This window comes from Streptomyces sp. NPDC037271 (assembly GCF_055603605.1).
Map to the genome: position 1 here is coordinate 183,197 of NZ_JBVJVN010000007.1, position 16,413 is coordinate 199,609.

A 16,413-nucleotide genomic window follows, 5' to 3' on the forward strand; every position below is an offset into this window, starting at 1 on the left:
CACGTGCACGATGCCGGGGCAGGTTCGAGTCTGAGGGCATGAGCATCCGTCCATGGGTCGTCGTGGAGACGCCGGACAGCCGCGGTCTTCGCCGTATCACCATCGACGGCGAGACGGTCGGCAGTGCCTGGTCATCGTCGGAGCTGCGCAGAAAACTCGGCCGTCTCGGTTATCCGGAAAGCATGGATCTGGACGATCCGGCATCCATATGCTGGCGCGGGGGTGACAGCAGGACCTGGCCCGACCATGCCTGGAGAAGGCGCTCGATCATGTCACTCATGACGGCCGGGCTGCTCGTTTCCATGGTTTTCAGCGCAGTCATCGGATGGCCGGACGCCTCGGGGGCCCTCACCTTCGCTCAACGGATCACCGGAGTGCTGTTCGTCCTCTCGGGTGTGGTACTGGGAATCGCGGCGATCGCGGCACTGGACTACTGGGGGAGGCGACATGTCAGGGCTTCCGGGGCGGTTGTGCTGCTGGGGGCGATCATCGTGTTCGCCACCGACGGGCTCCTTCTCCTTCTCTGGTTCGAGGAACGGGAGTACACGCGCTACCTGCTGGTCTATCTGCCTGCCTTTTTCTGGTCCATATGGGCAGTGTTTCTTCTTGTGCGCAACAAATCGTGGAAGGGGGTACCGCAACCCAAGAGATTCGCGGCCGGAGTGCTTGCCACGGCAGTCCTGACGGCTGTCAGCCTTGCATATTCCACCATGTACCAGCCTGCGGCCGCCCCCATGCACTTCACCTTGAAAGCGGAATTCGGGAAGGCCTGGGAGGACCGTAACGATCTTCCCTTCGTACATGTCCCGCTGACGCTCTACATGAAGAACACCGGAGGTATCCCGGTGTACATCATCAACGACATCTACACGGTCCGCGGCAGGGTCGCCTTGTATTCCCTGAAGGAGGAGGGCCTGGTGGCGGAGTGGAGGGAGAGTGTCGGCAGACAGGGGGCGGCCGAGGGGGAGGCCGAGCTCTACGTCGACCAACTCGAGTACACCACGATCAGCAGTGGAAGATTCCAGCGCCCCGGTAACTCGCTCGACGTCGGGCAGGAGTACGCCTTGAAGCGTATATTCCAGCTGCCCCGGAACGTCGGGTACGACACGGTGAGCGTCGATGTGCAGATCTCGTACATGAGAAAGGATCGCGGGAGGCTCGACGTGGAGGAGTTCAGCTCCCCTCACCCTTCGTGGAGCGATGGTGACCCGCGCTACCACTGCGAACCGGCGGTATGCGGGAGTCAGCTCGTGTATCGAGGAAGGGTGCGGCACAACAACAATCTCATCAATGTGACACGCAAGCCACGTTATGTGACGGCTGTCTGGTCTCCGGGGGGCAGCTTCATCTCATCGATCTCGTCCTTCTCCTTCAATTTCTCCGGGGTGGATGACTACGCGGAACACTACGCGGAAGAAAGGAGGGAGCTGGAGAGATACGGAGCGGCGCGGGCGCGGGCCGATTCGGAGATATCCGTGGCCGAAGTGTTGGCATCCGCCGGCGTCTGACCCGTCACTCGACGGTCCTGGTGAGCCAGGTGTCCACCGTGACCCCGAACTTCTCGTCGAGGTAGGTGGCAGTCTGCTTGCAGGACAGGGCAGAGCCTCCCAGGGTCCCGAACAGTTCCTTGTGCGGTACGAGCTCGGCGAGTTCGGTGATGAGCGGTACGACGTCGAACGGGCCTTGGGTGTGCTCGTTGTTCTGCAACTGGGCGAGGACGTCGACCACTTCGTCACTCTTCTCCTTCGCCTTCCAGAAGTCCTTGACCCCTTCGTCGTCCCACTGTGCGGGAATCAGCTTCTTCAGCCCCCGCGCGAGGTCGGACTCGGGGGTGGACTCGAATATGGCGCTGGTGCAGAACGCGGCGGCCTTGCCGAGCGACTCCTCCGGGCGCTCCTGGGCGGAGGCGGACTGCTCCTGCTGGTCCTTCATCCGAGAGGTCTTCTCATCCAGTTCCTTCCTGGCTTCCGACCGCTCCTCCTGCGACGTCCCGGGGTCGCTGATCTTCCTCAGCAGGGCGCTGACCTGCCGCGTGATCTCCGCGAGCCGTTCTCGTTCCTCCGGCGGTGTCCTGCGGTCGCCCATGATGTCCGCAGAGGAGCTCACGGACACCAGAGCCCCCGGAGCGCCCTGTTTGTAGCCCGTGCTCCGGAGCGCGTCCGGAGCGTCGGCCTGTGCCCCGTCCTGACTCCTCTCCGCGGCGTAGGTCGCGTCTTTCAGTATGGTGATCATCCGGTCCCGCACGTCCTGCGGCGTCTTGGGATCGCAGATCAGGTCCAGGGTGGATGTGGTGCGTTTGATCACCAGGATGAGTGCGGAGCGCTGTTCGGCCGGTACGCGGGAACCGTTGACCACCTCGAGCGCCGAAGCCACCTGCTTCACGATCGCGCTCAGCTCTTTCCGCAACTCGGGAGGCGTTCCCGGGTCGTTGATGGCGGCCAGCGCGGTGGACAGGTTCTTCGCGCTCTCGATGACTCCCTGCCTGTCCTGCGGCATCGTCTCCGGATCATCGACCGTGCCGATGACGGCGATCAACGTTTCCACGGCCGACTCGAGTTCTTCGGGGACTCGTTCCTTCTCCTCGTTCAGGGCCGTCGTCGCCTCGTCGATTTCCGTCTTCTGCTCCGGCGGAGGGTCGGGCGTCTGTCCGTCCGTGTCGTCGGGGTCCGCCGGTTCCGTGGTGTCGGACGTCCCGTCCGTCTCGGAGGAGGGGGACGTCGGTGGTCCCGTCGGATCGCCGGGTGGGGAGTCCGATGGAACGGAGGGTGTCGTGGGTCCCGTCGGATCACCCGGCGTGGTGGGAGGGGACGGCGGAGGATCGGTGGTCTGGGCCGGTGTTCCGGCGCGGCCCCCGTTCGAGCCCTGAGAATCCGCTGCGGCAATCGTCAGACCTGCCGGGAACGCGAGCACCGCGGCCAGAACCGATGCGTTGGCCGCGTGAAAGAGGTGTCGCCGGGAGATTCTGGCCATGATGGTTCCAGGTGCTTGGCGCCGTGCTGTTCCGTCCGTCGTGGACTCTGCCCGTCGGGTGCGGTTCTAGAAATTCCGGAGCCGGGAGAAGGCACAGCCGATCTGCGTCCCACTCTTCACCCGTCCGGCGCATTCCGCAACGGGAACACCAGGAGGCGCAGTTGTGACCGGCTGACGCCGGCCGCATGCCTCCGCTCGACTTCGCGGCGCCGCTCGCCGACGGCCGCGGCCTTCACGGTTTGCCGCAGCACCCCACCAGTCGCATCGTAGGAAGTGGGGGAGGGGCCTGCCGCAGGGCCCGTTGTCCGTCCGGCGTCTGCTTCCCCCGGTCGCCCCGCCGTACCCCACCACCCTGTGCGGTGCGAAGAGGGAAGGATGTCGCCATGCCCGATCCATGGATGCCCCAAGCTCTCCGGGCGGACGTCGGGGACCATGCGCCGTGCGACCCCGAGTTCCCGGCAAGGGCGATCGCGCACATCACGGCGGACAGGGAGGCCACGGCCGAAGCTCCCCTGGACCTGGTCCCGTTCGCCAATCTGAAGAGCTTCTTCACCGGCAGCGGCAGAGGCCAGGCTCCGCAGATCCTCTGGGACCCCTTCACCGGAGCGTTCGCCCAGTTCTTCCCCGCCACCTCCCGCAGCAAAGCCGTGGCCGACGCGCCCGGCGGTACGCGTACCAACCGGGCCGGCAAGGTCGTCATCCAGGTCGAGGCCTTGTTCTTCCCGCACTGCCGCGTGAACGGCACGGTGTTCGCGAGGCTGGTCGACACTCCCTGCACCGGCTGGGGCGATCTCCACGCATGGATCAGCTCGTGGGGCGTACCGGACGTCTGGCCCATGGGCCGCCCGACCTCCCTGACCCGCAATACGTGCCCGGCCGGCAAGTGGCGGACGCAGGGCGGGTGGTACGCCCATGCCCATGTCCCGGAGAACGACCACGTCGACCCCGGTTCCTGGCCGGAGTTCGTGTCCCAGCCCCTGTGCGAGCCGTTCCCGGGTCCGTCGTTCTTCCAGGCGGGACGCCGGTCGCCCGTCATCGGGAGAATGCACAGCCGGCTCGTCGCCGAGGACTGCGACCGCTACACCTCCCACACCGGTCCCGACGTGTGGGGCGCGGGCGATGTGAGGTCGTACGCCGCCTGGCAGCAGAAGCTGGGCTTCGAGGGAAGGGCTGCCGACGGCATCCCCGGCCGGTTCAGCTGGGACAGGCTCAAGGTCCCCCGAGGCTGACAAGGCGACGTCACGTCGACGTCACGTCGCGCGGTCGACTCCGTCGTGCGCGGCGGCGTCGTGCGCGTCGGCCGACGCCTCCGGACCGGACGCCGACGGCATGGGCGGCAGGCCCGCCGAGAGACCCGGCAGCAGGACGGGCTCCAGCCGGACCCGCCCCTGTCCGCCCAGGTAGCGTGCCAACTCCGGCGGCCGGTAGTCCGTGTCCCGGTCGTAGCGCTCCTTGGCGGGCACCGCCAGGAACTCGTTGCCGTCGGGCCGGCCGGCGTCGTCCACCGCTCCTTCGAGCGGCCGGTGCAGTGGCCTGGACAGTCGGTACACGCCCGTCCGCGAGACATGCACGGGGCCCGAGACGTCCGGCCGTACGCGGAAGTCGATGCCTTCCTGAGGCCGCATCACCCGCGGCCCGTCCGTGCTCAGCGCATGCGCGTCGAACTCCAGCCCGTACCTGCGGGCTTGGTCGACCATCCACAGCAGGGCGATGTCGGACAGCCCCGTCTCCTCGTAGCCGCCACCGACGTCGGAGTGGACTCCGGCGAACCACACCTGCTTGAGCTCCTGGCCCTGTGCGGCGGAGCCGGGCTGCTGATGCCACAGCGTCGGCCGGAACGCCGAGCGCTGCTCGTCGGCGGCCAGCGCGTGGAAGGCCGCCTTGACCCAACTGCTCAATTCGGTGTTGTGGAACGCCCAGCGGCGGTTGAACCGGGTCGCCGCCGGCTGCACCCACGGGGCGTCCGGAACCGGGATGCCCAGGGCGCCGACCGTGTCCCACACCCCGACGAATCGGATCTCCGTCTCGCGCGCGTACGAGCGGCGGAACAGGGTGGCGGCCGCGCCGTTCGGCCGCTCGATCCGGTTGCGGTACAGAGCCCAGGCATCCGGGATCCGGTCGGCGTGTTCCCGGCTCAGGATGCCGCTGTTGCGTACCAGTCCCGCGAGGCTGCGGGCGGTGAACGCACCGCGGCTGAAGCCGAAGAGGAACAACTCGTCGCCGGGCTCGTACGTCTCGACGAGGAACCGGTAGGCGTTCACGATGTTCCGCGACAGCCCCACACCGAACGCGCCGCCGCGCAGGCGCTCCCTCCGGTGGGTGCCGACACCGCTGTGGTAGTAGACGCGCTGCTCCACCCCGGCAGCGGATCCGGGGCGTACGGACAGGGCGACCTTGGCGACGTTGGTCTTGCTCGGCTGGTCCGCGAAGTTCCATGTACCGTCGCAGCAGACAACCAGACGCTTGGCCATGACCAACCCTCCTCGCGGGAGCGCGGAACGGCGCACAGCACCACTCCCAGGGTCGCACCGCCCGCCGCGCCCCGCCACGCGACAGCCACTCGGCACTCACGCCACGGGGGCACCGGGCCGACTTCCCGCCAAGGCCAAGGCTTCTCCCACCACGACGGTCGTGATCCCCACGGCGGTGGTGATCACGACCGTCATCGCTGACTCGACTCGAGGCCGCGGAGTCCCTAGGTGCGGTCACCCTTCGGCTTGCCCCGCTGGTCCGGGGTCCCGTGCGGCGGCGGGGAGAACGGCTGAGGGGAGGTCGCGGGCGACACGGGGGAGCCCGTGCGGCCCTGCCCCTGCTCCGGGCGTACCGCGCCCGGGTCGCCGGAGGACGGCTCCGCGCCGGACCGCAGCTGCTCGAGCCGGGCCCCCAGCAGCTGCGTGGCGGGAAGCCGGTCCGCGTGCGACCGTTCGTACGCCAGCAGTTCCTCCACCTCCTTCGCTCCCAGCGACCGGATACGACTCTCCAGCCCGCCGATCGGCAGATGGTCGTAGTCCGGCAACGGCAGGGTGTGGCGAGCGGGGTCGGCCATGGTTCTCACATCCCTCTGTACGACCTGTACGACATTCTCGGAAGGTCAGCGTCCGCCCGGTCCGCCGCTGCCGAACGAGCCGCTGCCGCCCTCGTCCCAGCGGGGCCGCTCCTGCCCGGAGGCGGTGTGGCTGCTCTGGTGCCCGAGGTCGTGCGGCAGCGTCCGGTCGTCGGTCCTGGGCATCTCGTCGGGTTCCCGCCGCTCCCGCGTCTCGCGGACGGGCCCCCCGTCAGGCATACGGGGCTGCTCCTCCGGGCGCGGCGGTGGCGGCTCCCGGCGCTTTTGCCGACTGCCGAAAGCGAACGCGCCGATCAGCAGGGCCACGACCACGACGGCCGCCACGATCAGGCCGATACCGAGTGCGCCGGAGCCCGCGGCCAGGTCCATCCATGCGTTGGTCATGCGGCGCGGGTACCCCCGGACCAGGTCACCAACCCGCTCAGCCCGACCGGGACGCTCGCGTCTGCGAACGGTTGGCCTTCCGGATGGCCGTGAGCAGATCCGCCTTCGACATCCGGGACCGGCCCTCGACGCCCAGTCGCTTCGCCACGCCGTACAGGTGCTCCTTCGAGGCCCTTTCGTCGACGCCCTCGCCGCTGCGCCCGCCCTGCCCGCGGGGCCGCGCGGACCGCGGGTCGGAGGGGCCCCTGCGGCCGCCCTCCTTGCGCTCCCAGTGGTCGCCGACCTTCTCGTACTGGTGCTTCAGAGCCCCGTACGCCACCCGGTGGGCCCGCTCGCCCTCGCCGTACTCCTCCACGGCCGAGTCGTGGGCCTTGATCCAGGTGCGCTGGGCCTCCCGGGGGGAACGCTCCAGGGTCGACGGCAGTTCCTGTCGTCCCGGCATGTCGTGCACCTCCGTACGTCGTCCGCGTCATCGCTGTCACCAGCTCGGGCAGAGTCCACGGGTGCCCTGCGGACCACCCCGAAAACGGGCCGAATCCCTTGGGAACACCGGGCCCGGCGGTTTGGCGCCGTCCGCAGCGGCAACCCGCGCGGTGTGACATCGACGACGACTTCCCAGCAGGAACTGTTCCGCTTCCTGGAGGACCGCTTCGCCTGTGCACAGGCGTGCACCGAGTGCGCACGGGCGTGCGCGCTGCGGGCGAGCCTCGTGGACCCGGACGGAACCGAGAACCAGGAGCTCGTACGACGCAAGGGCATCATGTGCGCGGAGGTCTGTGACGCGACCTGCCGGGTGCTGTCCGAACAGAACCAGGTGGACGAGTCCGCGATCCGCGTCCAGCTGGAATGGTGCCGGCAGGTGTGCCTGGAGAGCGCGCACGTCTTCGACGAGCACCCGGGCGCCGAGGAGAGCGCCGAGGCCTGCCGCGCCTGCGCACGTGCCTGCGGCGAGTTCCTCGCCACCCTGCGCTGAGGGGCGACGGCACGGGCGGGTCCCTCACGGAGGCCCACGCCGGCCGCCACCTCGCCGAACACCGGCACGGCTCCACAGCCGGCCGCTGGCGACGAGGCGCAGGAGGCGGGCGGCTCCCGCGCCGCCGCCCACGCACCCCCGCGCGGTCCGCGCACGCGCCCTGCTGTGGTGGCGGGTGGCACACCTGGCGTACGACTTCCTACGGCCGTACGCGCACGAGCCCTACGGCGGACCGGCCACCGCACCCGGCACCGTCACCCGGCGGCCGCGCGCCACCGGCCCCCGCCCCGCCGGCTTCCCGCACTCTGCGACGGCAGCCGCCGCCCAAACACATTGCGCGCGCCATGGCGCGGCTCGGAGCGGCCGCGCGCCCGGCACCGTACAAACCTGGCCCATAAACCGCCATACTGGACCGGCCAGGGGAGGGCGGGGCGAACTGCTACGGGGGCGGGCAGCGAGATGGGGGACAGCACGCTGATCCAGGGCCGGTACCGGCTGCTGGAGCGAATCGGGCGCGGCGGCATGGGCGAGGTGTGGCGGGCGAAGGACGAGTCTCTGGGCCGTCGCGTCGCCGTCAAGTGCCTCAAACCGCTGGGCGCGCAGCACGACCACTCCTTCACCCGCGTCCTGCGGGAGAGATTCCGGCGCGAGGCCCGGGTGGCCGCCGCGCTCCAGCACCGCGGGGTGACCGTCGTCCACGACTTCGGCGAGTGGGACGGCGTGCTCTTCCTGGTCATGGAGTTGCTGGAGGGCCGCGACCTGAGCCGGCTCCTGGAGGACAACAAGCACCATCCACTGCCGGTCCCCGACGTCGTCGACATCGCGGAGCAGGTCGCCTCCGCGCTCGCCTACACCCACGAACAGGGCATCGTGCACCGCGACCTGAAGCCCGCCAACATCGTCCGGCTCACCGACGGCACCGTGAAGATCTGCGACTTCGGTATCGCCCGGCTCGGCCACGACGTCGGGTTCACCGCCCGCCTGACCGGCACCGGCATCGCCATGGGAACCCCGCACTACATGTCGCCGGAGCAGATAGGCGGCGACGAGGTCGACCGGCGCAGCGACCTGTACTCGCTGGGCTGCGTGCTCTACGAGATCGCCACCGGCGTCCCGCCCTTCGACCTCGACGACGCCTGGGCGATCCTCGTCGGCCACCGCGACACCGATCCCGAGCCGCCCCGCAGTCACCGCGCCGAACTGCCCGGATACCTGGACCGGATCATCCTCGACCTGCTGGCCAAGCGGCCCGAGCAGCGCCCGGACGACGCCCGGGAACTGGGCCGCCGGATCACCGCCGGCCGCACGGTACCGGCGTACGCGCCGGCCATGGTGGCGCCCCGGAGCAGGACGCCCCAGCCGGTCGGAGGGGGCCGGGCCGCGCTGCCGTCCTGGACCCACGGCATGACCACCGGGCACAAGGCGACGGGTACCGGTCTCGGCTCCACGCCCCCGGACTCCGCAGCCGGGCTGTCCGGCGAGTGGATCCCGCGGCCCGCCGGCGAGTCGGCGCTCGTCGGGGCGCCCGTCCCCGACGAGCGCCCCGACCCGCGGCCCGAGGCGGTCGCCGCGCTGGCCGGGCGGCACAACGCGGGCCTGACCCTGGGGAGGCTCGGCCGCTGGGAGGAGGCGGGGGAGGTGCACCGGGCGGTGGCCGTCGAGCGCGAGCGTCTGCTCGGCGCCGACCACCCCGACACGCTCGCCAGCCGCTACGAGGCCGCCTTCGCCCTCAGCCGCACGGGTCACGCCGCCGACGCGCTCCGCGCCTACAAACGCGTGGCCGAGGCCAGGATCCGGGTGCTGGGCGCCGACCACGCGGACACGCTCGCCGTCCGCCAGGAGATGGCGTACGTCCTGGGCCGGCTGGGCCGGTACGCCGACGCCCACCAGGTCTACACGTCGGTCCTCGCCGCCCGTGAGCGCGTCATGGGCGCCGACCACCCCGACACGCTGCGCTGCCGGCACAACCTCGCCTTCAACCTCGGCCGGCTCGGCCGCCCCGAGGACGCCCACCGCATGGCGCGCGAGGTGGCCGCCGCGCGCGCCCGCGTACTCGGTCCCGACCACCCCGACACGCTGGTCACCCGCTACGAGGTGGCCTACGAACTGGGCCGGCTGGGCCGCTGGCAGGAGGCCCTCGCCACCTACCGGGAGGTCGCGAGGGCCCGCGAGAGGGCGCTCGGCCCCGACCACCCCGACACCCTCGCCGCCCGCCACGAGATAGGCATCAGCCTCGGCCGCCTCGGCCGCAGCGCCGAAGCGCTGACGCTGTACGACGAGCTGATCGACGACCGCACCCGCGCGCAGGGCCCCGAACACGCCGAGACGCTGCGTGCCCGGCACGGCCGGGGCGTCAACCTCGGCCGGCTCGGCCGCTGGGAGGAGGCCCTCGCCGAGTCCCGCGAAGTGTGCGCGATCCGCGAACGCGTCCTCGGACCGGACCACCCCGACACCCTCGTCAGCCGCCGTGAGGTCGCCGTGGGCCTGGGCTGGCTGGGCCGCTGGTCCGCAGCCCTCACCGAGTACCGCAGGGTCGCCGCCGCCCGCGAACGCCTCCTCGGCCCCGACCACCCCGACACCCTCGCCGGCCGCGACGACGAGGCCCACTGCCTCGAACAACTCGGCCGCGGTGCCGAGGCCGTGGAGCTGTACCGCAGGGTGGCGGTACAGCGCAGAGCGGGGGCGCGCTGAGCCGGGCCGGGGGCACGGCGGCCGTACGCGCACCACGGCAGGCAGGCCGCACGCGCACCACGGCCGGCCGGGCGGTGGCCGACCGGGCCGGCGCCCCGCCGCCGCTCGCCCGCCGGCCCCGGGGCGTCGCACGTGGCCGGCCACCGGCCGCCCGCCCCGCCGCACCTCTGGCCGCTCCCCGCGGGCCCGTGTTACCAAGAGCCATGACGCCGCCCACCGCGCCCCGCGCATCCCGCCACTACGACGCCGTCATCGTCGGCGGTGGCCACAACGGTCTGGTCGCCGCCGCCTACCTGGCCCGCGCCGGCCGTTCCGTGCTGGTGCTGGAACGTCTGGACCACACCGGGGGCGCGGCCGTGTCCACGCGGCCGTTCGCCGGGGTCGACGCACGGCTGTCGCGGTACTCGTACCTGGTCAGCCTGTTGCCGAAGAAGATCGTGCGGGACCTGGACCTGGACTTCCGGGTGCGCGGGCGCACCGTCTCCTCCTACACGCCCGTCGAACGGGACGGCCGGCCCACCGGCCTCCTCGTCGGCGGGGGCGAGCGGCGGACGCGTGAGTCGTTCGCCCGGCTCACCGGCTCGGAGCGGGAGTACACGGCCTGGCGGCGGTTCTACGCCATGACCGGCCACGTCGCCCGGCGGGTCTTCCCGACCCTCACCGAGCCGCTGCCCACCCGGGACGAGCTGTGCCGCAGGGTCGACGACGAGGACGCCTGGCGGGCCCTGTTCGAGGAGCCGATCGGCGTCGCGATCGAGGAGCACTTCGCGGACGACCTGGTACGGGGAGTGGTCCTCACCGACGCCCTGATCGGCACCTTCGCCGACGCCCACGAGCCCTCCCTGAGCCAGAACCGCTGCTTCCTCTACCACGTGATCGGCGGCGGCACCGGTGCCTGGGACGTGCCGGTCGGCGGCATGAGCGCCCTCACCGACGCACTGGCCGGCGCGGCGCGCGCGGCGGGTGCCGTGCTCGCCACCGGGCACGAGGCGGTGCGGATCGACACGGACGGGCGAGCCGCCGAGGTCACCTACCGCTCGGCCGACGGCGAAGGCGTGGCCGCCGCCCGCCACGTCCTGGTGAACGCCTCCCCGCGGGAACTGGCGGCGCTCACCGGGCAGGCGCCGCCCCCGCCCGCCGAGGGCGCCCAGCTCAAGGTCAACATGCTGCTGACGCGGCTGCCGGCGCTGCTCGACCCCGCGGCCGACCCGCGTGAGGCCTTCGCCGGGACCTTCCACATCGCGGAGGGCTACGAGCAACTGGCCACCGCGCACGCCCGGGCCGCGGCCGGCGAACTGCCCGCCGCTCCACCCTCCGAGATCTACTGCCACTCGCTGACCGACCCCACGATCCTCGCCCCGGACCTCGCCGCGAGGGGCATGCACACGCTCACCCTGTTCGGCCTGCACACGCCCGCCCGCCTCTTCGCCCGGGACAACGACGCCGTCCACGAGGAACTGCTGAAGTCGACCCTCGCCCAGTTCGACGCCCACCTGGCCGAGCCCCTCGCGGACTGCCTGGCGACCGACGCCGACGGGCGGCCCTGCGTCGAGGCCCGGTCACCGCTCGACCTGGAACGCGACCTGCGCCTGCCCGGCGGCCACATCTTCCACCGCGACCTGACCTGGCCCCACGCCGGGGCGGGCACCGGACGCTGGGGCGTGGAGACCGGGCAGGCGAACGTCCTGCTGTGCGGCGCGGGCGCGGTGCGCGGGGGAGGGGTCAGCGGGGTGCCGGGGCACAACGCGGCGATGGCGGTGCTGGAACGGACGACGCACTGACGGCGAACTGACGGCGCATGCGTCGGGCGGGGCTGGGTACCGCGACATAACGGAAATTCCGTACCTGTCACCCGCACGACAAGGAGCCTGCCATGGCGGACCTCAGCCCCATCGACCTGCAGAAGGCCCTCAGCGGCATGGACTACCCGGCCGACAAGAAGTCGCTCGTCGACTGCGCACGCAAGAACAAGGCCGACGACAAGGTCGTGAGCCGTCTCGACGGCCTCAAGGAGAACAGCTTCGACGGGCCGAACGAGGTGCAGAAGGCCGTCTTCAACGACTGACGAACACAGGCGTACGACCGCCCGGTCCTAGTCGGCCGACGCCGTCCACCCCACCGCCTCGATCCGCGCCGCGTCCGCGGGGCGCGCGTCGTGGAACAGCACGTCGCCGGCCGCCTCGGCGCGCAGCCCGTCGACGTATGCCCCGCGTCCCACGTACAGCCGGTCGGTCGTGTACCGCCAGCGCAGGGTGAGTCCGCGGGTGGCCGGGAGGGCGGCGCTCAGCCGGTGCCAGACGCGGCCCGACCAGCCCGTCGCCGAACCCGCCGGATGCTCCCGGGGCGCCTCGCCGCGGCGCGTGGTGGTGAACGGGACGGGCCGCCAGGTGCCGCCGCCGTCGGTCGTGGCCTCCAGGAAGAGCGCGTCCGACCCGGTTTCGGTGTCCCACCACAGGGCGCAGCGCAGCCGCGCCCCGCCGGCGGACGTGTCCAGCGCGGGCAGCGTGAGCGTCGCCGTCGAGGAACCCGCCGTCCCGGAGAACCACGCCGTGCGCCCGTGCGCGGGTCGCACCGGTACGGCCCGCGCCAGACTGGTGCCGGCCGCGACCCTGGGAGCCGACCCGGAGCGCCAACCGCGCACCGGGTGCACCGAGTTGCCCAGCACCACCAGGAACGAGTCGGTCGTCGGGTCGAGCACCAGCGACGTACCCGTGAAACCGGTGTGCCCGGCCGTGCGCGGCGTGGCCATGGCACCCATGTACCAGTGCTGGTACAGCTCGAAGCCGAGGCCGTGCTCGTCCCCCGGGAAGTCGGTGTTGAAGTCCGTGAACATCAGCTCCACCGACTCCGGCCGCAGGATGCGCGCCCGGCCGTAGGAGCCGCCGTTGAGCAGCGTACGGCCGAGTACCGCCAGGTCCCACGCGCAGGAGAACACCCCCGCGTGGCCGGCGACGCCGCCGAGGCTGAACGCGTTCTCGTCGTGCACCTCGCCCCACACCAGTCCCCGGTCGAGACCGGACCAGGGCTGCCGGGCGTCCTCCGTGGCCGCGATCCGCGGTCTCCAGGAGGCGGGCGGGTTGTAGCGGGTGCGGTCGAGCCCGAGCGGGGCGGTGATCTCGTCGCGCAGCAGGACGTCCAGGGTGCGGCCCGTGATCTCCTCCAGCACCAGCTGGAGCGAGATCATGTTCAGGTCCGAGTAGAGGTACGCCGTGCCGGGCGCACTCACCGGCTCCTGGTCGTAGACGAGCCGGACCTTCTCCTCGTACGTGGGAGCGCTGTACAGCGGGATCCACGGCCGGAAGCCGGAGGTGTGCGTCAGCAGCTGCCGGACGGTCACGTCCTGCTTGCCGGCCCGCCCGAAGTCCGGCAGGTACGAGGCGACCGGCGCCTCCAGCTCCAGCGTGCCCCGTTCCAGCTGCTGCACCGCGAGGATCGAGGTGAACAGCTTGGAGATCGACGCGAGGTCGAACACCGTGTCCTCGGCCATGGGGATCTGCTGTCCGGCCGGGAACTCGACACCGGTGTCGGTCTCCTCGTCGTAGGCCCGGTAGCGCACCGCCATGCCGATCGGCTCGTGCAGGGCCACCGTGCCGCCCCGGCCGGCGAGCAGCACGGCGCCCGCGTACCAAGGGTGCTCGGGCGAGGGGCCGAGAAACGTTTCGGCGTCCGTCACGAGCTGACGCAGGTGGCCGGGCAGCAACCCGGCGCGCTCGGCGGAGCCGCGCCGCAGCGTGGGGCGGCGGCCCTTGTCCGCGACGGCCTCGGCCGGCCCGGCCACGAAAGGGGCGATGGCCAGGGCGCCGCCCAGGGCCAGGGCCCCGGCGCCCACTTGACGCCGTGTGAATCCGCTCGCAGCCTGTCCGGCCATCGAAGAGCCTCCCGCGCCACCGAAGCTGAAAGTATCTTTCCTGGACCTCCGTGCGGAGTGAAACTTTCCTGTCAGTGACGGGTTCGTGTCAATGGGCCGTGCGGAGTCGGGCCGCCGGACCCCGCCCCGCCCGGTACGGGGGCCGGGCGGGGCGGGTCGCGGGGTGGTGCTCGGCGCCTCCCGGCGGAGAACAACCGGGTCCGGCCGGCGTGGTGCCGCGAGGCGACTCTCGGCGACTCCGTGCCGCCGCCCACGGGCAGGCGCCTGCCGCCGCCCACGACGAACCCGGCGGCGGCGAAGCCGGGCGCGTCGGTGTTCAGAGGTGGCCGTCCAGCCGGGCGCCGGGCACTATCCGTGGCCGGACGATCCGCAGTGGTTCGTACGGTGTGTCGCCGCCTTCCTCGCACACCGCTGAGGCCGCCGGGACCCCACCGGCGTGTGTGACGCGTGGGAACGGCGGCGCCGATCTTCCGAAAGGCACCCGTCACGTGGCCTGTCGGCACTCGGACCCGGTCGCTAGGCTGACCCGCGGACGACGAGACCGGGAGGAGCACGGACGTGGCCGAGAGCACCACCCACCAGCGCCCGCTCATGGGCTGGGTCAAGCCGGAGCTGGATCTCAGCAACGCGCAGTGGCAGTCCAGCAGCAGGGGCCTGGGGGATGTCCAGATCGCCTTCGTCGAGGGGTTCATCGCCATGCGGAACAGCGGCAGCCCGGGCAACCCCTCCCTGATCTTCACCCCCGCCGAATGGGGCGCGTTCGTGTCGGGAGCGCGGGAAGGGGAGTTCGACCTCACGTGAAACACCTGCCGGGGAGCTGAGCCGGGGTGGTCCGTCCGGCCGATCCGGGGGTGTTGCACCCCTTTTTCCGGACACGCGACCGGGAGGACCCTTTCGGGCCGACGCCTGAGCGAGGCTGACGCCACGAGGGGGAACGGTCGTACTCCGGAGGCGAGGAACCCATGAGCACCACCCTGCCGGTCATCGCGGCGGTCGACGGTTCGGACGACAGCCTGCGCGCCCTGGACTGGGCCCTCGACACCGCCCACCGGCGCGAGGCACGCCTTCGGGTGGTGCATGTGCGCCAGTACGCCGCCTGGGCACAGACCGACGTCCTGGTCGCGGGTCCGCCGGACACCGGGGAGGACCCGGTGCTCGACCAGGCCCGCGCGCACCTTCAGGGGCGGGCCTACGCGGTGGCGACGGAGTACGTCGGCATGGAGGGCGTACCGGGCGCCGTGGTGCCGGAACTGGGCGCCGACGCCCAGTTGCTGGTGCTCGGCTCCCGGGGCCGCGGCGGCTTCGCCAGCCTGCTGCTCGGCTCGAACGGCCTGGCCGCCGCCCGCGACGCCGAGTGCCCGGTCGTCGTGGTGCCCCGCCCCGGCCGCGAGGTCCACGGCGAGGCGCGGTCCGAAACCGGCCCGCGGGTGGTGGTCGGCCTGCACGTGGACAGCCCCGACGACGCCACGCTCTCCTTCGCCTTCGCCGAGGCCGCGCTGCGCGGCGCCCGCCTCCAGGTGGTCGCCGCCTACCCGTGGCCGGTGCAGACCTGGGCCGCCGCCGGCCAGATCATGCCCCCGGTGATCGACGAGGTCTCCATCGAGAGCGAGACCCGGGTCCTGGCCGACGGCTTCCTCGCCCCCTACCGGGAACGCCACCCCGACGTCCGCGCCGAACCGTACGTCGCGCCGGGCGACGCCGCCGGACACCTCGTCGCCGCCTCCCGCGACGCCGAGCTGGTCGTCGTCGGCCGCCACCGCAGACGCCTGCTGGCCCCGGCCCGCATGATGGGTTCGGTCACCCATGCCGTCCTGCTGCACGCGGCAGCCCCGGTCGCTGTGGTCCCACCGGCTCCGCCGGAGGAGTGAAGCGGGAGGAGTGAGGCCGGACGGAAGGGTGAGGCCGGAGAAGCCGGGGTGCGGGCCTGCGGGCCGACGCCGTCGGTGGTGGCCGCGCCCGTCTCCGTACGAAGGGTGAGGGGCGAAGGGTGACGGGTGCGAAGGGTGAGGGGCCCGCCACCGCGTGGTACGTGGCCCGCCTGTCACGCCCCCTGCCGGGCCGGCCGGCAGGGTCCGCGTCGCGGCTCGACCCGCGGGACCGGGCGCCGGCCGGCGCGCGCCGGGGGACGGGAGGCCGTGCGCGGCGGCGAGGTCCCGCAGGGTGCGTCGGTCGGCGCTTGCCGGGGGACGGGTCTGCCGGCCACCGGCTCACGCGCCCGCCGCCCCGGGCGTCACGTCGGCTCGGCCGAGGGCGGGGGCGACCCGCCCTGTCCCCGGGGTCCGGTCGTCCTCGGCTCCACTGTCCGCAACCATGCCGGGGCGGCCCGCCACACGAACGGCACGAGCGGGGGGGGGGGGGGGGGGGGGGGGGAGGGAGAAGGGAACAGACAGGAGGGGGAAGTAAAGAGACAAGAGGGAGGGGCGGTCTTCTCCCGCCGCCTACGAAACCCCACCCGGGAGAACG

14 protein-coding genes and 1 pseudogene are annotated in these 16,413 nt (G+C 72.0%); 9 read left to right on the forward strand and 6 right to left on the reverse strand.

Annotated features, from left to right (window positions below):
- Positions 1 to 38: 38 nt before the first annotated feature.
- A complete protein-coding gene (locus ACZ7G3_RS15725) occupies positions 39 to 1,508 on the forward strand; it encodes a hypothetical protein (RefSeq protein ID WP_470926029.1) in 1,470 nt (489 codons plus the stop codon).
- 4 nt (positions 1,509 to 1,512) lie between these two features.
- Here the strand turns inward: ACZ7G3_RS15725 and ACZ7G3_RS15730 are convergent, their stop codons facing one another.
- Positions 1,513 to 2,544, reverse strand: a complete 1,032-nt coding sequence (locus ACZ7G3_RS15730; protein WP_470926031.1) for a hypothetical protein — start codon at positions 2,542 to 2,544, stop codon at positions 1,513 to 1,515.
- An 809-nt stretch (positions 2,545 to 3,353) separates the two neighbouring features.
- Between ACZ7G3_RS15730 and ACZ7G3_RS15735 the strand changes: the two genes are divergently transcribed.
- Positions 3,354 to 4,199, forward strand: coding sequence for a peptidoglycan-binding protein (locus ACZ7G3_RS15735; protein ID WP_470926033.1), 846 nt, complete (start codon positions 3,354 to 3,356; stop codon positions 4,197 to 4,199).
- A 21-nt stretch (positions 4,200 to 4,220) separates the two neighbouring features.
- Here ACZ7G3_RS15735 and ACZ7G3_RS15740 read toward each other — a convergent pair whose 3' ends face one another.
- The 4 genes from ACZ7G3_RS15740 to ACZ7G3_RS15755 all read right to left on the reverse strand — a co-directional run bounded on the left by ACZ7G3_RS15740 (position 4,221) and on the right by ACZ7G3_RS15755 (position 6,860).
- The gene (locus tag ACZ7G3_RS15740) at positions 4,221 to 5,441 is read right to left on the reverse strand and encodes a DUF2235 domain-containing protein (RefSeq protein WP_470926035.1); all 1,221 of its coding nucleotides are present in this window, start codon (positions 5,439 to 5,441) and stop codon (positions 4,221 to 4,223) included.
- A 224-nt stretch (positions 5,442 to 5,665) separates the two neighbouring features.
- Positions 5,666 to 6,016, reverse strand: coding sequence for a DUF8129 domain-containing protein (locus tag ACZ7G3_RS15745; protein ID WP_470926037.1), 351 nt, complete (start codon positions 6,014 to 6,016; stop codon positions 5,666 to 5,668).
- Positions 6,017 to 6,061: 45 nt separating this feature from the next.
- Entirely contained in the window at positions 6,062 to 6,418 is a 357-nt protein-coding gene (locus ACZ7G3_RS15750; protein WP_470926039.1) for a DUF6479 family protein, read from the reverse strand.
- Between the two features lie 37 nt (positions 6,419 to 6,455).
- Entirely contained in the window at positions 6,456 to 6,860 is a 405-nt protein-coding gene (locus ACZ7G3_RS15755; RefSeq protein ID WP_470926040.1) for a ChaB family protein, read from the reverse strand.
- Between the two features lie 153 nt (positions 6,861 to 7,013).
- Between ACZ7G3_RS15755 and ACZ7G3_RS15760 the strand changes: the two genes are divergently transcribed.
- From ACZ7G3_RS15760 to ACZ7G3_RS15775, 4 genes are all read left to right on the forward strand, one after another.
- Positions 7,014 to 7,391: a four-helix bundle copper-binding protein gene (locus ACZ7G3_RS15760; RefSeq protein WP_345594538.1), complete on the forward strand. Its 378-nt coding sequence runs from the start codon at positions 7,014 to 7,016 to the stop codon at positions 7,389 to 7,391.
- Positions 7,392 to 7,850: 459 nt separating this feature from the next.
- Positions 7,851 to 10,082 (forward strand): serine/threonine-protein kinase, encoded by a 2,232-nt coding sequence (locus ACZ7G3_RS15765; protein ID WP_470926042.1) that lies wholly within the window; start codon positions 7,851 to 7,853, stop codon positions 10,080 to 10,082.
- Between the two features lie 203 nt (positions 10,083 to 10,285).
- Complete coding sequence (locus tag ACZ7G3_RS15770) at positions 10,286 to 11,863, forward strand: phytoene desaturase family protein (RefSeq protein WP_470926044.1); 1,578 nt, start codon at positions 10,286 to 10,288, stop codon at positions 11,861 to 11,863.
- 92 nt (positions 11,864 to 11,955) lie between these two features.
- Entirely contained in the window at positions 11,956 to 12,147 is a 192-nt protein-coding gene (locus ACZ7G3_RS15775) for a DUF2795 domain-containing protein (RefSeq protein ID WP_426521595.1), read from the forward strand.
- Between the two features lie 27 nt (positions 12,148 to 12,174).
- On the opposite strand, the gene ACZ7G3_RS15780 is transcribed toward ACZ7G3_RS15775, so the two are convergent.
- Positions 12,175 to 13,950, reverse strand: a complete 1,776-nt coding sequence (locus tag ACZ7G3_RS15780) for a serine hydrolase domain-containing protein (protein ID WP_470926046.1) — start codon at positions 13,948 to 13,950, stop codon at positions 12,175 to 12,177.
- Between the two features lie 316 nt (positions 13,951 to 14,266).
- Here ACZ7G3_RS15780 and ACZ7G3_RS15785 point away from each other — a divergent pair.
- From ACZ7G3_RS15785 to ACZ7G3_RS15795, 3 genes and pseudogenes are all read left to right on the forward strand, one after another.
- A pseudogene (locus tag ACZ7G3_RS15785) lies at positions 14,267 to 14,470 on the forward strand (hypothetical protein); the annotation flags it as partial.
- 38 nt (positions 14,471 to 14,508) lie between these two features.
- The gene (locus ACZ7G3_RS15790) at positions 14,509 to 14,751 is read left to right on the forward strand and encodes a DUF397 domain-containing protein (RefSeq protein ID WP_426521591.1); all 243 of its coding nucleotides are present in this window, start codon (positions 14,509 to 14,511) and stop codon (positions 14,749 to 14,751) included.
- A 161-nt stretch (positions 14,752 to 14,912) separates the two neighbouring features.
- The gene (locus ACZ7G3_RS15795) at positions 14,913 to 15,818 is read left to right on the forward strand and encodes a universal stress protein (protein WP_470926048.1); all 906 of its coding nucleotides are present in this window, start codon (positions 14,913 to 14,915) and stop codon (positions 15,816 to 15,818) included.
- Positions 15,819 to 16,413 lie beyond the last annotated feature (595 nt).

Excerpts from the sequence above, each read along its gene's own strand:
- ACZ7G3_RS15725 (WP_470926029.1), top strand. The coding sequence starts at position 39 with ATGAGCATCCGTCCATGGGTCGTCGTGGAGACGCCGGACAGCCGCGGT.
- ACZ7G3_RS15735 (WP_470926033.1), top strand. The coding sequence starts at position 3,354 with ATGCCCGATCCATGGATGCCCCAAGCTCTCCGGGCGGACGTCGGGGAC.
- ACZ7G3_RS15740 (WP_470926035.1), bottom strand. The coding sequence starts at position 5,441 with ATGGCCAAGCGTCTGGTTGTCTGCTGCGACGGTACATGGAACTTCGCG.
- ACZ7G3_RS15745 (WP_470926037.1), bottom strand. The coding sequence starts at position 6,016 with ATGGCCGACCCCGCTCGCCACACCCTGCCGTTGCCGGACTACGACCAT.
- ACZ7G3_RS15750 (WP_470926039.1), bottom strand. The coding sequence starts at position 6,418 with ATGACCAACGCATGGATGGACCTGGCCGCGGGCTCCGGCGCACTCGGT.
- ACZ7G3_RS15755 (WP_470926040.1), bottom strand. The coding sequence starts at position 6,860 with ATGCCGGGACGACAGGAACTGCCGTCGACCCTGGAGCGTTCCCCCCGG.
- ACZ7G3_RS15765 (WP_470926042.1), top strand. The coding sequence starts at position 7,851 with ATGGGGGACAGCACGCTGATCCAGGGCCGGTACCGGCTGCTGGAGCGA.
- ACZ7G3_RS15770 (WP_470926044.1), top strand. The coding sequence starts at position 10,286 with ATGACGCCGCCCACCGCGCCCCGCGCATCCCGCCACTACGACGCCGTC.
- ACZ7G3_RS15775 (WP_426521595.1), top strand. The coding sequence starts at position 11,956 with ATGGCGGACCTCAGCCCCATCGACCTGCAGAAGGCCCTCAGCGGCATG.
- ACZ7G3_RS15780 (WP_470926046.1), bottom strand. The coding sequence starts at position 13,950 with ATGGCCGGACAGGCTGCGAGCGGATTCACACGGCGTCAAGTGGGCGCC.
- ACZ7G3_RS15795 (WP_470926048.1), top strand. The coding sequence starts at position 14,913 with ATGAGCACCACCCTGCCGGTCATCGCGGCGGTCGACGGTTCGGACGAC.